10 protein-coding genes are annotated in these 16,969 nt (G+C 69.1%); 7 read left to right on the top strand and 3 right to left on the bottom strand.

Features of this window, described 5'->3' with window-relative positions:
• Window positions 1-15: 15 nt before the first annotated feature.
• Window positions 16-1,563, bottom strand: coding sequence for a multiple monosaccharide ABC transporter ATP-binding protein (gene mmsA, locus ACWA15_RS04835; protein ID WP_464058307.1), 1,548 nt, complete (start codon window positions 1,561-1,563; stop codon window positions 16-18).
• Window positions 1,564-1,817: 254 nt separating this feature from the next.
• Between mmsA and ACWA15_RS04830 the strand changes: the two genes are divergently transcribed.
• Together ACWA15_RS04830 and ACWA15_RS04825 are read left to right on the top strand one after the other, a co-directional pair.
• Window positions 1,818-3,065, top strand: a complete 1,248-nt coding sequence (locus ACWA15_RS04830) for an ROK family protein (protein ID WP_464058306.1) — start codon at window positions 1,818-1,820, stop codon at window positions 3,063-3,065.
• A gap of 38 nt (window positions 3,066-3,103) precedes the next feature.
• The gene (locus tag ACWA15_RS04825) at window positions 3,104-3,841 is read left to right on the top strand and encodes an ATP-binding cassette domain-containing protein (RefSeq protein WP_464058305.1); all 738 of its coding nucleotides are present in this window, start codon (window positions 3,104-3,106) and stop codon (window positions 3,839-3,841) included.
• 10 nt (window positions 3,842-3,851) lie between these two features.
• On the opposite strand, the gene ACWA15_RS04820 is transcribed toward ACWA15_RS04825, so the two are convergent.
• Window positions 3,852-4,373, bottom strand: coding sequence for a GNAT family N-acetyltransferase (locus ACWA15_RS04820; RefSeq protein WP_464058304.1), 522 nt, complete (start codon window positions 4,371-4,373; stop codon window positions 3,852-3,854).
• 161 nt (window positions 4,374-4,534) lie between these two features.
• On the opposite strand from ACWA15_RS04820, the gene ACWA15_RS04815 reads away from it, so the two are divergent.
• The 5 genes from ACWA15_RS04815 to ACWA15_RS04795 all read left to right on the top strand — a co-directional run bounded on the left by ACWA15_RS04815 (window position 4,535) and on the right by ACWA15_RS04795 (window position 10,027).
• Window positions 4,535-5,764 (top strand): amidohydrolase family protein, encoded by a 1,230-nt coding sequence (locus tag ACWA15_RS04815; RefSeq protein WP_464058303.1) that lies wholly within the window; start codon window positions 4,535-4,537, stop codon window positions 5,762-5,764.
• Window positions 5,765-5,800: 36 nt separating this feature from the next.
• Complete coding sequence (gene purU, locus ACWA15_RS04810; protein WP_464059415.1) at window positions 5,801-6,676, top strand: formyltetrahydrofolate deformylase; 876 nt, start codon at window positions 5,801-5,803, stop codon at window positions 6,674-6,676.
• Between the two features lie 189 nt (window positions 6,677-6,865).
• A complete protein-coding gene (locus ACWA15_RS04805; RefSeq protein ID WP_464058302.1) occupies window positions 6,866-8,152 on the top strand; it encodes an ABC transporter substrate-binding protein in 1,287 nt (428 codons plus the stop codon).
• An 88-nt stretch (window positions 8,153-8,240) separates the two neighbouring features.
• Entirely contained in the window at window positions 8,241-9,143 is a 903-nt protein-coding gene (locus ACWA15_RS04800; protein ID WP_464058301.1) for a carbohydrate ABC transporter permease, read from the top strand.
• Window positions 9,140-10,027 (top strand): carbohydrate ABC transporter permease, encoded by an 888-nt coding sequence (locus ACWA15_RS04795; RefSeq protein WP_464058300.1) that lies wholly within the window; start codon window positions 9,140-9,142, stop codon window positions 10,025-10,027. The genes ACWA15_RS04800 and ACWA15_RS04795 overlap by 4 nt, the downstream gene beginning before the upstream one ends.
• A 73-nt stretch (window positions 10,028-10,100) precedes the next feature.
• Here the strand turns inward: ACWA15_RS04795 and pulA are convergent, their stop codons facing one another.
• Complete coding sequence (pulA, locus tag ACWA15_RS04790; RefSeq protein ID WP_464058299.1) at window positions 10,101-16,958, bottom strand: pullulanase-type alpha-1,6-glucosidase; 6,858 nt, start codon at window positions 16,956-16,958, stop codon at window positions 10,101-10,103.
• Window positions 16,959-16,969 lie beyond the last annotated feature (11 nt).

Below are 16,969 nucleotides of genomic sequence, written 5' to 3'. Positions count from 1 at the left end.
AGCTCATTTCTGTGGTCAGCGCGCGAGCGTCGACGCGGTCGTGGTCATCATGCGCATGAGTTGTTCTTGGTCGGCCTCGTCGCGGTCAAGGACCCCGGTGATCCGGCCTTCGCAGATCGTGTAGATGCGGTCGCTCAGCCCCAGGAGCTCAGGCAGCTCGGAAGAGATGAGGATCACGGCTTTGCCCTCGTCGGCCAGCGCCTGGATCAGGCGGTAGATCTCAAACTTCGCGCCGACGTCGATCCCGCGGGTCGGCTCGTCGAGGATCAGGACCTCGGGGTCCGTGAACATCCACTTCGCCAGCACGACCTTCTGCTGGTTGCCGCCCGAGAGGGTGGAGACCCCGGCGTTGACGTCGGAGGTCTTCGTCCTGAGCGAGATGCGGTAGCGCTCGGCGACCGCGTGCTCCTCGTCGAAGTCGATGAGGCCATGCCGGACGATGGCTCCCAGGTTTGCAGAGACCGTCGTGGACTTGATCGAGTCGAGCAGGTTCAGGCCCAGGTTCTTGCGGTCCTCGGGGAGGTAGGCCAGCCCGTGGCGGATGGCGTCGGAGACCGTGGTGGTCGTGATCTCCTTGCCGTGGAGATAGATGCTACCGCCGCGGTAGGTTCCGTAGGTCCGTCCGAAGATCGACCGGGCGAGCTCGGTCCGTCCAGCTCCCATGAGACCGGCGAAGCCCACGATCTCGCCCTTGCGGACGTGAAAGTTGGAGTCCTTGCAGATCATGCGGCCCGGGACGAGAGGGTGCTCGATGCGCCAGTCCCTCACCTCGAAGATCGTCTCGCCGATGGTCGGTGTGTGCTCGGGGTACCGGTTCTCGAGGGAGCGCCCGACCATCGCCCGGATGATGCGGTCCTCATCCACCTGGCCGGCGATCACGTCGTAGTTCTCGACGGTCTGGCCGTCGCGGATGACGCTGATCGAGTCAGCCACCTCGGCGATCTCGTTGAGCTTGTGGGAGATCATGATCGACGTGATGCCCTTGGCCTTGAGCCCACGCAGGAGGGCGAGCAGGTTGGCAGAGTCTGCCTCGTTGAGCGCGGAGGTCGGCTCGTCGAGGATCAGCAGCTTCACGTCCTTGGACAGCGCCTTGGCGATCTCGACCAGCTGCTGCTGCCCGACGCCGAGGTTCTTGATCGCCGTCTGAGGATCGACGTCGAGACCGACCCGGGCCAGCAGGTCGAGAGTGCGCCTGGTGGCCTTCCCCCAGTTGATGAACCCCCGCTCGACGATCTCGTTCCCGAGGAAGATGTTCTCGACGATCGAGAGCTCAGGGATGAGTGCAAGTTCCTGGTGGATGATGACGATGCCGGCGTGCTCCGAGGACTTGATGTCCTTGAAGGCGACCACCTCGTTCTGGAAGACGATCTCACCGCCATACGTCCCGTGCGGGTAGACGCCCGACAGGACCTTCATCAGCGTGGACTTGCCCGCGCCGTTCTCTCCGCAGATCGCGTGGATCTGAGCGGCTCGGACTGTCATCGTCACATTGTCGAGAGCACGGACACCGGGGAACTCCTTGGTGATGTGCCTCATCTCGAGGATGACGTGGTCGCCGTCCATCGTGCCTCCAGTACGCCATTGATCCTGGTGGTGCAACATCGCACCTTGCCTTCGAGACTCGAACGTACTGACCGAGAGCCCCGCGGTCAACAGCCCCGGCATGTCGTGACGCATTCGTTATGTTCTCAAACTCAACACCGCTGACGTTGTCCAGGTTCCAACCCCAAGACATGCAGATCTTCGCGGAAACGTCGCCCGACGCTGTGTGTGTTGTTAACGCTTGATGTCCCCGGTGCCCTGGTATGCTCACCACCGTGAGGTCAACGGGAGCCACGTCTGGATCGCAGTCGTCGCTGCGCGAGGCCAACAGCGCCCTCATCGTCGAGACCGTTCAGCACTTCGGCGGGATCACCCAGGTCGAGCTGGCCGGTGCGACGGGTCTGTCCACCGCCACCATCTCGACCATCGTCAAGCAGCTGCTCGCGGCCGGCGTCGTCGAGACGCGGACGACCATCCGGAGCGGGCGGCGGGCCCAGCTCGTCACCCTGGCCCGGCAGACCGGGCTCGCCGTCGGCCTGCACATCGGCGACCGGCACATGCGAATCGCCCTGGCAGACGTCTCGCACGAGATCGTCGGCGAGCACATCCTCCCCCTCCCCCTCGACCACCGCGTGGACACGAGCCTCGATCGCGCCGCGCTGCTGATCGTCGAGATGACCGATGGTGTCGGCGCCTCCCTCGACGAGATCGTGGGGATCGGCGTCGGCCTGCCCGCCCCCGTCACCCCCGACGGGGGCACGACCTCGGTCAAGGGCATGATGCGCGGGTGGGACGAGTTCGAGATCGCCGACGTGCTGTCCAGACGGCTCAACAAGCCGGTCTTCGTGGACAACGACGCCAACCTGGGTGCGCTTGCCGAGAGCCGGTTCGGTGCAGCACGCGCCTTCCAGGACTCGATCTACGTCCGCGCCTCGTACGGAACCGGCTCCGGCATCATCCTGTCGGGCAAAGTTCGCCGAGGCCCGACCGGCACGGCCGGGGAGATCGGCCACGTCCAGGTCGACCCGCAGGGCCCGATCTGCCGCTGCGGCAGCCGCGGCTGCCTCAACACGGTGGTCGGCGCGAGCGCGCTGATCGAGGCGCTTCGCGTCAGCCGCGGGCCGCTCACCCTCCGCGACGTCGTCCAGTTCGCACTCGAGGGTGATGCCGGGTGCCAACAGGTCGTGGCCGATGCCGGCGCGGCCATCGGGGCGGTCGTGGCGAGCATGGCACTGGCGATCAACCCGGAGATCATCGTCGTGGGGGGCGAGCTCGCCGAGACCGGGGAGATCCTGCTCGGGCCGATGCGCGATGCCATCCGCAGGGCCGTGCTCCTCAACCAGTCGACCCCGCTCGAGGTCGTGCCGGCACTGCTGGGCAAACGGGCCGAGGTGCGCGGCGCGCTCGCGCTCGCCCTGGAGTCGACGGTCCCGGTTCCCCCCCTCACTCCCGAGCCGAGCGAAACCCCACCACACAGCACGTCAGTGCAACCACACCCAACCTATTCAATGAAGAGCAGGTGATTCTGGTGAGTTCAGGACAGAGAGTTCCCTTGTTGTCCATGCGAGGCGTCAGCAAGAGGTTCGGCGCTGTCGAGGCGCTCGACGACGTGGACTTCGAGGTGCACGCGCACGAGGTCGTCGCCCTGGTCGGCGACAACGGCGCCGGGAAGTCCACCCTCGCCAAGATCGTCTCCGGCGTGCTGACCCCCGACGCGGGCACGATGACCCTGGGTGGCCAACCGTTGCACCTGCAGTCGGCTGCTGCCGCCCACGGGAGCGGCATCGCCACGGTGTTCCAGGACCTTGCCCTCTGCGACAACCTCGATGTCACCGCGAACCTCTTCCTCGGTCGAGAGATCAAGGTGCACGGGATCCTCGCCGAAGCCCGGATGGAGCAGATCGCCCGAGACATCCTCCTGCAGCTCAACAGCCGGATCCCGTCGGTCCGGACCCCGGTGTCGAACCTGTCGGGAGGGCAGCGCCAGTGCGTCGCGATCGCCCGCACGCTGGTGAGCAACCCGAGGCTGGTCGTGCTCGACGAGCCCACGGCCGCGCTGTCGGTCGCGCAGACCGCGGAGGTGCTCACGCACATCGAGAGGCTCCGGGAGCTGGGCCTCGGTGTCATCCTCATCAGTCACAACATGACCGACGTCAGGTCGGTGGCCGACCGCGTGGAGGTGCTCCGGCACGGCCGGAACAACGGCTCCTTCGACGCGTCCACGGCCAGTTTCGAGGAGATCGTCGCGGCGATCACCGGCGCCACGCGGGTCCGGTCAGGACTGCGCCGCGCGGTCTGAGCTCGCTCGCTCAGGCCTCGTCGTCGCCGAGCTCGTCGCTGTCGGCCTGCGCGGAGTCTCCGAGGATGCGGCGCAGGTAGGCGAAGGTCAGGTCGCCGGCCACCTGGTCGTACTGGTGCTCGTAGCCCTGCTTCTGGTACATCGCCAGGTTCTGCTTGGAGTCCTTGCCGGTGAAGACCCAGATCTCCTTGGTCTCCTCGGGCAGGTGGGGCAGCACCGCGAACATCATCTGCGTGCCGATCCCCTTGCCCTGCAGGTCGGGGGCGACGGCGAGGCGGCCGAGCGTGGCCTTGTCGTCCTCGATCTCCACGCGGACCGAGCCCACGAGGCGGTGCCCGGACCAGGCGCCGAGCGTGACGACGCCGGGCGCGCGCAGATCGGCGCGCAGATCGCCGAGGGTCTGCGTCAGGGGTGGGATGTTCGGGTCTCCGTAGACCTGCGCCTCGGTGACGAACGCGGCACGCCGCAACGTGAGGAGCTCTCCGGCTGCCTCGTCGGTCACCAGGCCGATCGTGATGTCTAGGTCGGTCATGCACGTATCGTCTCAGACTTCATGACGGTGACGGGGACCGGCGCGCAGACCGCACCCGGCCGGCGGTGCCCTCGGAGATCTCGGTGGCATCCCAGCCACCACGCCATGGTTTGGTATACCGTTTTGGGTCCGGCCCCACCCGCCACCTCTGGAAGGCCACGATGACCCCGACAGCACGCACCGCACCGCCTGCCGAGACCCGCGTCACCAACGTGCGCCCGTGGGGCGGCGAACCGATGGACATCCATGTGACGGGCGAGATGATCACCGCGCTCACCCCCCACCGGGGCTCGGGCATCCCCCTCGACGCGCCCCGCGTCACCCTGGTCGACGGTCGCGGCCTGCTCGCCCTGCCGGGCCTCGTCAACACCCACGCGCACGTGGACAAGAGCTGGTGGGGCCAGCCGTGGGTGAGCTACGGCGGCGAGGGCACCACCCAGAGCCGGATCGCCCACGAGCGCGCGCACCGCGACGCGCTCGGCATCCCCGGACGGGACGTCACCCTTGCGGTGCTGCGGGAGTTCCTCCGCCACGGCACGACGGCGATCCGCACCCACGTCGACGTCGACCTCGGCCTCGGGCTGCGCGGTATCGACGTGGTCCGCGAGTCGCTCGCCGAGCTCGACGGTGCGATCGAGGCGACGATCGTCGCCTTCCCCCAGGACGGTGTGCTGCGCCGGCCGGGTGTGCTCGCCCTGCTCGACGAGGCGGCGGCCGCCGGCGCCGACATGATCGGTGGGCTCGACCCCGCCTCGATCGACCGCGACCCGGTCGGCCAGATCGACGCCCTGGTCGACATCGCGGTCCGCCGCGACGTCGGGATCGACATCCACCTGCACGACGGCGGGGAGCTCGGCGCCTTCCAGATCGAGCTCCTCATCGACCGCACCGTGCGCGCGGGCCTGCAGGGGCGGGTCAACCTGGCGCACGGGTTCGCCGTCGGGCAGCTGGCACCCGGTCGCCAGCAGGATCTCCTCGCCGCGATGGGCGAGGCCGGGATCTCGATGACGACGGTGGCCCCGATCTCCGCCGCTCCGCTCCCCCTCGACCTGCTCACCACCCACGGGGTGGTGCTGGGCCTGGGAACCGACGGCATCCGCGACCTGTGGGGGCCCTTCGGCGACGGCGACCTGCTCGCACTGACGACGCGGTTCGCCCAGCTGTCCCGGCTCCGCACCGACGCCGAGCTCGTGGGCGCCGCTGAGATCGCCACCTCCCGGGCCGCGGCCTTCGTCGGCCGGTCGGTCCACGACCTTGTCCCCGGCTCCCGCGCCGACCTCGTCCTGGTCGATGCGGAGAACGTGCCCGACGCCGTCGTACGAGCCCCGCGCCGCGAGACCGTGCTGGCTGGGGGACGCGTCGTCGTCCAGGACGGACGGCTCCTCCTGTAGGCAGACACCTGGACTAGCCTGAGCACCGTGACCACCATGGCGTTCTCCTCGCACACCGCACCCGCATCCCCCGAGCACTGGGTGCTCTCGCTCTCCTGCCCGGACCGCCCCGGGATCGTGCACGCCGTGGCGGGGCTGCTCGCCGAGCACGGCGGCAACATCACCGAGTCCCAACAGTTCGGGGACCCGGACACGCACCTGTTCTTCATGCGGGTCCAGGTCGAGTCCGCGGCCTCGCGCGAGGAGCTCGGCGCCGCACTGGACGCCCTCGCCGCCGACTTCGACATGACGTGGACCCTCGACGTCGTCGGCCGCCCGGTGCGCACCCTCATCCTCGTGAGCACGGCCGCGCACTGCCTCAACGACCTGCTCTTCCGCCAGCGGTCGGAGAACCTGCCGATCGACATCGTGGCCGTGGCGGGCAACCACCGCGACCTCGAGCCGCTCACACAGTTCTACGGCAAGACCTTCCACCACATCCCGGTCACCAAGGCCACCAAGGCCGAGGCCGAGGCCGCCCTGCTCTCCCTCGTCCGCGAGCTCGACGTCGAGCTCGTGGTCCTCGCCCGCTACATGCAGGTGCTCTCCGACGACGTGTGCCGTGAGCTCGAGGGCAAGATCATCAACATCCACCACTCCTTCCTGCCGAGCTTCAAGGGCGCCAAGCCCTACCACCAGGCCCACGACCGCGGGGTCAAGCTCATCGGGGCGACGTCCCACTACGTGACCGGCGACCTCGACGAAGGCCCGATCATCGAGCAGGACGTCGAGCGGGTGGACCACTCCCGGCACGTGAGCGAGCTGGTCGCCCAGGGCCAGGACGTCGAGCGCCGGGTGCTCGCGCGCGCGGTGCGCTGGCACGCCGAGCACCGGGTGCTGCTCAACGGCCACCGGACCGTCATCTTCCGCTGAGCAGACCCCCGTCCGGGGCGTCGCGGCGGCCTCGACGAACGGTCACGATTTGGACAACACGGCGCTCACCTTTTGACACCTCGGGTGCACGGGCTTTTGATGAAGATGGATCGAGATGGGGCGCGACGGCGCGCCCCTGAGTCGCATCCGCGACGTCGAACCCCTTTTGGCAACGGAGGCGTGATTACCATGACGCGTAAACTCACCCGTTTCTCCGCCGCGGTGGCTGCTCTCGCAGCGGCCACGCTGGCCCTGAGCTCCTGCGGGTCCGACGACGACGGCGGAGGCGACACCCCGGCAGAGGGCAGCGACCAGGTCGAGGTGTTCACCTGGTGGGCCTCCGGCTCGGAGAAGCTGGGGCTCGACGCGATGGTCTCGGTGTTCAACGAGCAGCACCCCGACGTCGAGTTCATCAATGGAGCCGTCGCCGGTGGCGCCGGTTCCGCGGCGAAGGACCTGCTGCAGTCCCGGCTGCAGACCAACGACCCGCCAGACACCTTCCAGGCCCACGCCGGCGCGGAGCTCAGCGACTACATCGCCGCCGGGCAGGTGGAGGACGTCTCCACCCTCTACGACGAGTTCGGCCTGACCGACGTCTTCCCGGCCGACCTCATCGACCGGCTCACCGTCGACGGCCAGATCTACTCGATCCCCTCCAACATCCACCGCGCCAACGTGGTCTGGGCCAACCCGGCCGTGCTCACCGAGGCCGGGCTGGACCCTGAGGCGACCTACGCCACGCTCGACGACTGGTTCCCGGCCCTCGACGCCGTCCAGGCCACCGGCAAGACCGCCTTGTCCGTCGCGACCACCTGGACCCAGGTCCACCTCCTCGAGACGGTGCTGCTGGCCGATCTCGGTCCCGAGGCCTACTCCGGGCTGTGGGACGGGACGACCGACTGGAGCGGCCCCGAGGTCACGGCCGCGCTGGAGGACTTCGAGAAGCTCATGAGCTACACCAACACCGACCGGGACGGACTCGACTGGCCGGATGCGACCCAGCAGGTCATGGACGGCCAGGCGGCGTACAACATCATGGGCGACTGGGCGGTGGCGGCCTTCGAGGAGGCCGGCAAGACCGCCGGGACCGACTTCATCTACTTCCCGGTCCCGGGGACCGACGGAGTCTTCGACTTCCTCGCAGACTCCTTCACCCTCCCGGTCGGCGCCCCGCACCCCGACGGCGCCAAGGCCTGGCTCGAGACGGTCGGGTCGATCGAGGGACAGACAGCCTTCAACAAGGCCAAGGGCTCGATCCCGGCTCGCACCGACGCCGACCCGTCGGAGTTCAGCGAGTACCAGCAGAGCGCGATCACGTCCTTCGGTGAGGACACCATCGTCTCGTCCCTCGCTCACGGGGCAGCCACCCCGATCGCCACGCTGAACGCGATCTCCGACGCGACCAGCAAGTTCACCTCCGGCGCCTCGGACCTGGCGACCTTCCAGAGCGAGCTGGCCACAGCAGCGGGAAGCTGACCGTGCACGGCTGCGGCCCCGGGATCATCTTCCGGGGCCGTGGCCGTCTCGCCGCTCCGCTCGCTGTCCTCAAGGAAGAGGCACCGACGTGTTCCGTAAGCTCCGGCACTGGGGACCACCCCTGCTGCTCATCTCCCCGACGCTGATCCTGCTGGGCGTCTTCGTCTACGGCCTGCTCGCAGTCAACTTCAACACGTCGATGACGGACGCGAACGACGCGGCCCGGTCCGTGGGGACCGAGCCCACGACCTTCGTCGGGCTGCGCAACTACGTCGACCTGCTGGGCACCGAGGCCTTCCAGCACTCCCTGCGCAACCTCGTGCTGTACACCGTCGTGTTCCTCGTCGGGACGATGGCCTTCGGGTTCCTGTGGGCGTGGCTGCTCGACAAGCCGGTCCGCTTCGAAGGGTTCTACCGCTCCATCTACCTCTTCCCGATGGCCGTCTCGTTCATCGCCTCGGGTGTGGTGTGGCGGTGGCTGCTCAACTCCAACCAGGACGAGTCAGCCCTCGGGCTCAACCGGCTCTTCCAGATGGTCGGGCTGGGGTTCCTGCAGAACAACTGGTGGAACAACGTCGAGGTGGGCATCGCCGCGATCGCGATCCCGGCGATCTGGCAGCTCTCGGGCTATGTGATGGCCCTGTTCCTGGCCGGCTTCCGGGGCATCCCGGAGGAGCTGCGCGAGGCGGGCCGGATGGACGGCGCGTCGGAGTGGAAGCTCTACCGCCACGTGATCTTCCCCCAGCTGAGCCCGGTGGCCCTGTCCGCCGTGATCATCGTGGGGCACATGTCGCTCAAGGCCTTCGACCTCATCATGTCGATCTCCAAGCCGGCGAACTACCAGACCAAGGTGCCCGCGGTCGACATGTACATCCTCAAGTCGAGCTTCGACTACGCGAGCGCGGCGGCGGTCGGCACGATCCTGCTCGTGATCGTCGCGGTGCTCATCGTTCCCTACCTCATCCACAACCACCGGGAAGGCCGGTCATGACCGCCGCCGCCCAGGAGCTCACCACTCCGATCAAGCCCGCCTCGGGCGGCAAGCCACCCGTCGGCCGGTTCTCCGCGGCGCGCACGATCAAGTACGTGCTGCTGCTCTTCTTCGTGGTGATCGTGTTCATCCCGGTGTACGTGCTCATCGTCACGAGCTTCAAGGGAGCCGGGGACGCGAGCCCGGCACGAGCCTGGAACCTCCCCGAGATCTGGACCTTGGAGAACTGGCAGACGGCGTGGGAGACCCTGTCCCCCGCGATCGGCCGCACCTTCCAGATGGTCATCCCGGCAGCGCTGATCTCCTCGATCCTCGGTTCGCTCAACGGGTTCGTACTCGCCCGGTGGCGGTTCCGCGGGGCGGACATCGTCTTCACGCTCATCCTCTTCGGCATGTTCATCCCCTACCAGGCGGTGATCATCCCGCTGTCGAAGATCGTGGTGGAGGTCGGGCTGCCGAGCGGCGTGCCGACCCTGATCTTCCTGCACGTGATCTACGGCCTGCCGATCACCACCCTGATCTTCCGCAACTACTACCAGTCGATCCCGCACGAGCTCATCGAGGCGGCCCGGATCGACGGGGCAGGGATGCTGCGCACGTACTACTCCGTCGTCCTGCCCATCTCGGTCCCCAGCTTCGTCGTCGTGCTCATCTGGCAGTTCACCTCGGCCTGGAACGACTTCCTCTTCGCGGTGTTCTTCTCCTCCAGCCAGAACGGCCCCGTCACGCTCGCCCTGAACAACCTCGCCAACGGAGCGATGCTGCAGAACTACGGCGTGTCCATGGCCGGCGCGCTGCTGGCCAGCTTCCCGACGCTCCTCGTGTACATCCTGCTCGGGAAGTACTTCATCGGCGGCCTCATGTCCGGGTCGGTCAAAGGCTGACCCTCGCACGGAGGGGCGTCGCACGCGGAAGAACCCCGGACGGCCGCAGCCGTCCGGGGTTCTTCCTGTCACCTCACAGCGCGTCGAGGGCGTCCAGCGCATCCACCTCGTCGAGCTGTTCACGACGGTTGCGCGCCACGAGGTAGAGACCGGCGCCCAGGACGAGCAGGAGCACCCCCGCCACCCCGAGGATCGGTGAGAACCCGGTCAGGCTGAGCCCTCCGCCACCCGCCACGGCGACCACCGTGAGCGGGGTGCTCGCCTCGCGCGCGGAGGTCAGGCCGACTGCACGGATCGTGTGCTTGCCCACGGCCGCGTCGACCGGGATCGTCACCACCACCGAGAAGGTGCCGTCCGCCCCCGCCACCCGGGCGACGAGCAGTTGCGGGGCAGACTGGATCCACACCTGCACGGTCTCGCCGGGGGCGAAGCCGGTCCCGGTCACGGTGACCGTGTCCCCCGCGCGGACCGACGTCGCCGAGAGCGACACGCTCGCCGCAGATGCGATGGTGTCAGCGGGGTCGGCCGGGGCGGCCGGGTTGGAGGGGTCGGCCGGATCCACCGGGACAGCCGGGTCGGTCGCCTGCGTCTCCGCGAGGACCGCTACCGTCCGGGCCGGCACGGTGACCTGACCGGTGGTCGCGTCCCAGGTCGTCCCGCGGACCACCGGGTCAGCACCGTCCGCCTGGATCTGGGAGAGCGTCAGCTCGTGCCCGGCGAGACCGTCGACGGTCTGGGTGACCGTCTCCGGGCTCGCGTTGAAGACGACGAGCATGCCGGCCAGCGCCGGGTCGACGTCCCCGCCGACGGTGTCGTCGACGCGCATGACGATCACTCCCGGAGCCGCACCGATGCCGGAGCCGGGGAAGGTGACCTTCTCCTGGATCAACGCACCCGTCCCGAGTCGGAACAGCGGGGTGGAGTACCGCAGCCGGAGCAGGTCCTGAGCGCTCTCGGTCGCGGTCGTGATGTCCGCGGTCGCGGGCTTGAGCGCCGGGTTGGCCAGCAGCGGTCCCTGCACTCCCCACTTCTCCCCGTTCTTGCCCTCGCCCGGCAGCCCCACCCCGAAGTTGTTCTGGGTGCCGGTCCAGTCGATCGCGTTGAAGTGGTCACCGGAGTTGTAGCTGTCCCGGTCGAGGGACTTGCTGCGCAGCAGGTCCGTCCCGGCGTGCCAGAACGACGGTGTCTGCGACAGCGTCGTGGTGGCCAGCGACAGCGTGTTCATCCGCACGCGGTCCGCCATGGACGTCTCCACCGGCAGCTTGAGCGCCAGGATGTCGAAGAGCGTCTCGTTGTCGTGGGCGTCGACGTAGCTGACGACCTCCTCGGGCGAGTCGGCGTACCCGGCCGGTGCGCCGCGGTAGTCGATCTCGTCACCGCGCTGCACCTGCCCGGACGACGTCTCGAAGGAGTACGCCCGGAGGTTCCCGGCAAGTCCCAGACGGACCAGGTCGCTCTGCTGGGCGAGGTCGGCGAGCTCGTCGAGCGAACCGTCGTTGACGGTCGAGTCGTCACCCTGGCGGGCGGGGAGCCCGTTCGGGTCGGTTCCCAGACCGGTGCCGAATCCCTGCTGGAAGAGCGAGGCGCCGTCGACCGGGCTGCCGCCGTGCACGGCGTCGCGCAGGCGGTCGGAGAACGTCCCGATGCCGGTCCCGCCGAGCTGACCCTGCGTCGCCTGGGTGAAGCGGGCGTTGTCGGCGATCTCGCCGAAGTTCCAGCCTTCCCCGTAGAGGTAGACCGAGGATCCGTCCACCCCGTCGTCGGCGAGCGTGAGGGCGTCGAGCCCGGCGCGCACTGCCGCCATGTTCGCCGTCGAGTGGTGTCCCATGAGGTCGAAGCGGAAACCGTCGACGTGGTAGTCGCGGGCCCAGGTGACGACCGAGTCGACCATGAGCCGCTCGGCCATCGCGTTCTCCGTCGCGACGTTCTCGCAGCAGGTCGAGGTCTCGACCGCCCCGGTCGCGCTCAGCCGGTGGTAGTACCCCGGGACGACCCGGTCGAGGATCGACCGGGCGTCCTGCCCGCTGGCCGCCGTGTGGTTGAACACCTGGTCGAGCACCACCTGCAGGCCGCTGCCGTGCAGCGCGCCGACCATCGACCGGAACTGTGCGGTGCGGGCGCCGCCGTCCTGGCTGCCGGCGGTCGCGTAGGACCCCTCGGCGACCTGGAAGTGCAGCGGATCGTAGCCCCAGTTGAAGCCGTCCGCGTCAGCGATGTCGGTCACGGCCGCCTGCTGCTCCGGCGAGTCCGCCGCGAAACCGCTGAGGTCACCGGTCACCGCCTGCGCGGAGCGTTCCTCCTCGATCGTGGCGATGTCGAAGGTCGGCAGCAGGTGGACGGTGTTCAGGCCGGCGTCGGCCAGCGTGCGCAGGTGCTTCATCCCGGCAGAGTCGCGGGTGAAGGCCTGGTAGGTGCCGCGCTCGGCCTCCGGCACTGTCGCGTCGGTGATCGAGAAGTCGCGGACGTGCAGCTCGTAGATGCTGCGGTCCACGTCGCGCTCGATGATCGGAGCCGGTGTGCTTGCCCACAGGGTCGGCGCGAACGCCGGGTCCGCGAGGTCGACCAGGACGGACTGCTGGGAGTTGAGCGTGAGACCCACCGAGTACGGGTCGGTGACGACGTTGTGCTCGACCGCCCCGGTGGAGTGGACGAACACCTCGACGTCGTAGACGTACGCCGCGTTCTTCCAGCCGGGCGCGCCCGGGGTGACCCAGGTGCCGTCGCTGCGTCGGGTGGCGGGGACCTCGAGGGCCTCGCCGGTGGCCGCGCCGTCGCCGGCGGGCCACACGGTCGTGGTCACGGACTTCGCGGTCGGTGCCCAGAGCGCCAGGGTCGGCGTCCCGGCCGACCAGGTCACCCCGAGCGCCTGGTCCGGGGCGACGGTGAACTGGTCGTCGAGCACACCCGCGATCTGCACGCCGGTGGAGAACTCCAGGGCGTCGGGCCCGGACTGCGTGAGCCGCAGCTGGCCGGTGAGCAGCGCCGCGACGGCCGCCGCATCCACGTCCAGACGCAGCGCGAGGTGACCCGCGACGTGCGGGTAGGCGGTGCGCAGGTCGGCGGGCAGACCGCCGTCGAGCAGGGTGAGGGGCAGGTCGGAGCCACCGGCCGGGGTGGTCACCACGCCGCCGGCGACGGTGATCCCGCCGGTCGGGGCCCCGTGCAGGGTCCATGTCCGCTGGGTCAGGTCCGCGCCGGCCGGGACGGCCGACGTCGGGACGGCGAGGGTCTGGGCGTCGAGCCAGTAGGCCTGGTCGCCGTCGCCGGGGACGGAGTCGTCCGCGGCGGCGGTGAAGACGGACGTCTCGGAGTCGAAACGGAAGACCATCCGCGCCCAGTCGGTGGGCACGGTGAAGAGGACGTTGCTCGCCGGGTAGGCCTCGGCCCAGGACAGCCCGAAGGCGGCCTTGGCCTCGTAGGTCCCCGCCGGGAGGCGGTCGGTCTCCAGGACGTAGACCTTGCCGTCGCGCTCGTGGTTCTGCAACCACGAGCCCAGGCATGCCGGGTCCCAGTCGGCCGCGCAGCCCTGCTCGCTCTGCACGCTGCCGGCGACCACCGCGATCCGGCCCTGCGTGCTGCCGTCGAAGAAGTGCGCGACGAAGTGCGTGGAGTCGTCGTAGACGAAGGTCACCGTGGCGTCGGCGGGCAGGGTGAAGGCGATGTTGCCCCCACCGGTCAGGCCGTAGCTCTCGCCCCAGGAGTGGTTGATGACCGCCTTGTACTCGTAGTCGCCCGCGGGCAGGTCGACGGAGCGGGAGTAGACCGACCCGGACCGCTCGGTGAGCTCGGCCTCGACGCAGGTCTCCATCCAGTCCGCGGTGCAGCCCATCTCGGAGCTGACGGTGCCCGCGATCGAGACGGTCACGTCCCGCAGCGGCGCCGGGCCCTCGGTCACCGGTGCGGTGGCGGCCACGACGGTGAGCACCGAGGTCAGCGGGTCGAAGGTGAAGGTCACCAGCGGCGCGTCCGCGGTCACCGTGAAGATCACGTCAGCGCCGGTGGCGTCGCCGTAGCTGGTGTCCCAGGACAGGTCCTGGATGGCCTTGACCTTGTAGGTGCCCGGGGTGAGCGTGTCGGTGGCGTAGGTGTACGTGCCGTCGGCGCCGGCGAGCAGCTGACCGGCGAGGCACGCGTCGGAGAAGTCGCCCGCGCAGCCGAGCTGGGTCTGGAAGTCCCCGGCCAGGGTGTAGATCGAGGAGCCCGCGGGCACGCTCGCGCCGAGCTTGGTGGCCGGGTCGAAGTAGAAGGTCCGGTCTCCCCCGGGGTGGGTGTAGGAGTAGTTGTCCGACGCCGAGTTGTGCACCCCGCCGACGCCGTAGTTGTCGGTCCAGCCGGCTCCGAAGGCGTACTTGTGGTCGTAGGTGCCCGCCGTGACGGGGAAGGTGCCCGCGTAGAGGCCGTCGGTCCCCAGGAGGAGCTCGGCCCCGAAGCAGGCCGGGTCCCAGTTGGCGCAGCCCATCGCGGCACCGTGGCTGCCCGGGATGGTGAGCCGGTCGCTCGGGTCGACCACCACGGGAGTCCCCGATCCGTGGTCGTCACCCACGGCCGCGGCCGTGACGGTCTGCGTGAGCGTGCCTGCGGCGTCGCGCACGACGGCGCGGTACTCCAGGACGGTGCCGGGTGCGAAGGATGCCATGTCGTGGAAGAGACGCGGGGCGCCGGTGTCGACGGTGCCGAGCAGGGTCCAGGCGCCGGCACCGGCGACCCGGTAGGAGATCGAGGTCTCCGCATACCGTTCGGTCCCGAGCTCCACGGTGATCTCCTGGAGCCCGGTGAGGCCGGCACCCAGGGTCGGGGTGGTGAACGTCGGGGTGATCCCGGCGGCGTCCGCGGTGAGCGGCGTGGCGGCCTGGAGGACGACGGCGGACAGGGCCGGGACGGTCACCGAGAGGGTGCCGTCAGCCGACGAGGAGGCCAGGGCGCTCCCGTAGATCGCCGCGAAGGCCGTCGACGGGGTCAGCGCGGTGAGCTCGACCGTTCTCGCCTCCGTCGCGTTGTTCACCGCGACGAGGTACTCGCGGGGCGCGGGGTCGGTGGTGTCCACGCGGGAGAAGGCGTAGACGCCGGTCCCGGCGGTGACGTGCTGCTCGATCTGCGCGCCGTCGGACAGTGCGGGGTGGCTCGAGCGCAGGTCGGCGAGCTCGGCGATGTGGGTGTAGAGCGGAGCGGTCGTGGAGTAGTGGTCACCGGCGCCCGTCGTGCCGTCCAGCAGGTTCTGACCGGTGAACTCGGCGACCTGGGAGGAGAAGAGGGACTGGCGGGAGTTCTTGTCCTTGCCGTCCCCGACGCTGCCGACGAAGCCCTGCTCGTCGCCGTAGTAGACGACCGGCTGGCCGCGGGTCAGGTACATGAGGGAGTGGGCGAGCTCGGAGCGCTGGAGCGCGTCGGGCTGGTCCTTGACGACGTAGCCGATCCGGCCCATGTCGTGGTTGCCCAGGAAGGTGGGCAGCGCGTAGGCGTTCTTCGTGGCGGTCGTGTAGTAGTCGTCGCCGGCGAAGAGGAGCTGCAGGCCCGCGGCGGTGCTGCCGTTGGCGAAGGCGGACGCGGCGGACTGGTAGGTGAAGTCGAGCACGGAGTCCATGTCCGTGCTGCGCACGTAGGGCGAGAGCTTGACCGGGTCGGCGTCGTAGATCTCCCCGAACATGAAGAAGTCGGGGTTGTCGGCGGTGGCGGCCTTGAGCGCGGTGGTCCACTGCTCCCAGAAGGAGAAGTCGACGTGCTTGACGGTGTCGATGCGGAAGCCGTCGATCCCGGACGTCGCCCAGTGGGTGTAGATGTCGATGAAGCCGTCCACGACGACCGGGTCCTTGGTGTCCAGGTCGTCCAGGCCGTCGAAGTCGCCGAGGATCGCGGACTCACCCTCCCAGGTGGAGTTGCCCCGGTTGTTGTAGACGCCGGTGTCGTTGAGCCATTCGGGAGACTTGGTGTTCTCCAGGCCGACGGGGATGAAGGGCGTGTACGGCTCCCCCGGCGTCGCGCGGTAGGTGTAGACGCCCTCCTCGTAGTCGATGATGTCCGCGGTGTGGTTCGTGATGATGTCGAAGTAGACCTTCATGCCGCGCCCGTGGGCGTCGGCGATCAGGGCGTCGAGCTCGGCGTTGGTGCCCAGGTGCGGGTCGATCTGGGTGAAGTCGGTGACCCAGTAGCCGTGGTAGCCGGAGGACATGTCCGCCCCGGTGCCCTGGACGGCGTTGTTCTTGAAGGATGGCGTGAGCCAGATCGCGGTGGTCCCCAGGCCCGCGATGTAGTCGAGGTTCTGGTGCAGGCCCGCGATGTCGCCACCGTGGTAGAAGCCCTTGTCGCTCGGGTCGAAGCCGGTGACCGCGCGATCGGTCGCGGGGACGCCGTCGACCGTGATGTGGCCGGTGTCGTTGGAGGTGTCGCCGTTGGCGAAGCGGTCGGTGAGGACGAAGTAGAACTGCTCGTCGCTTCCCGGCTGGCGCACCGGGTCTGGGGCGTCGGCGTCGGTGGGGTCCGCGACCGGATCGACGGGGACGATGCTCGTCCGGCCGCTGACCTCGTCGAAGACGAAGGACATCGTCGTGTCGCCGGCGACCGTGAGGCGGATGTCTGCCGCGTCCGGTCCGGTCGCGCCCGCGCGGCCCCAGGCCTGGTCGTCCCAGGTCCCTCCGGCGAGCACCTTGAACTCGTAGGACCCGCCCGGCAGCGTGAACTCACCGGCGAAGAGGCCGTCGACGGTGCTCGCCACGAGCTCGCCGTCGACGCACTCCGGGAGCCAGTCGCCGGTGCAGCCGAGCTCGCTCTGGAGGCTTCCCACCAGGCGATAGACCGGCGGCGCGGCCGACGCCGGAGCAGCGGCCGGCAGCGCCACGAGGCTCGTTCCCAGCAGCGCGGTGGCTGCGAGGAGGGCGGGGACCTGACGGGACGACCTTCGAGACAACGTGGAACGACGCAAACCTGGCTGGACCATGCACGACCCCT

It is taken from the genome of Sanguibacter sp. TS_SC_8 (assembly GCF_055361235.1).
This window is presented reverse-complemented; position numbering and strand designations above follow the sequence as displayed.

Bases quoted from the DNA above. Each gene is read 5' to 3' on its own strand.
- ACWA15_RS04795 (WP_464058300.1), top strand. From the start codon at position 9,140: ATGACCGCCGCCGCCCAGGAGCTCACCACTCCGATCAAGCCCGCCTCG.
- ACWA15_RS04820 (WP_464058304.1), bottom strand. From the start codon at position 4,373: ATGACCGACCTAGACATCACGATCGGCCTGGTGACCGACGAGGCAGCC.
- pulA (WP_464058299.1), bottom strand. From the start codon at position 16,958: ATGGTCCAGCCAGGTTTGCGTCGTTCCACGTTGTCTCGAAGGTCGTCC.
- ACWA15_RS04815 (WP_464058303.1), top strand. From the start codon at position 4,535: ATGACCCCGACAGCACGCACCGCACCGCCTGCCGAGACCCGCGTCACC.
- ACWA15_RS04825 (WP_464058305.1), top strand. From the start codon at position 3,104: ATGCGAGGCGTCAGCAAGAGGTTCGGCGCTGTCGAGGCGCTCGACGAC.
- ACWA15_RS04805 (WP_464058302.1), top strand. From the start codon at position 6,866: ATGACGCGTAAACTCACCCGTTTCTCCGCCGCGGTGGCTGCTCTCGCA.
- purU (WP_464059415.1), top strand. From the start codon at position 5,801: ATGGCGTTCTCCTCGCACACCGCACCCGCATCCCCCGAGCACTGGGTG.
- mmsA (WP_464058307.1), bottom strand. From the start codon at position 1,563: ATGGACGGCGACCACGTCATCCTCGAGATGAGGCACATCACCAAGGAG.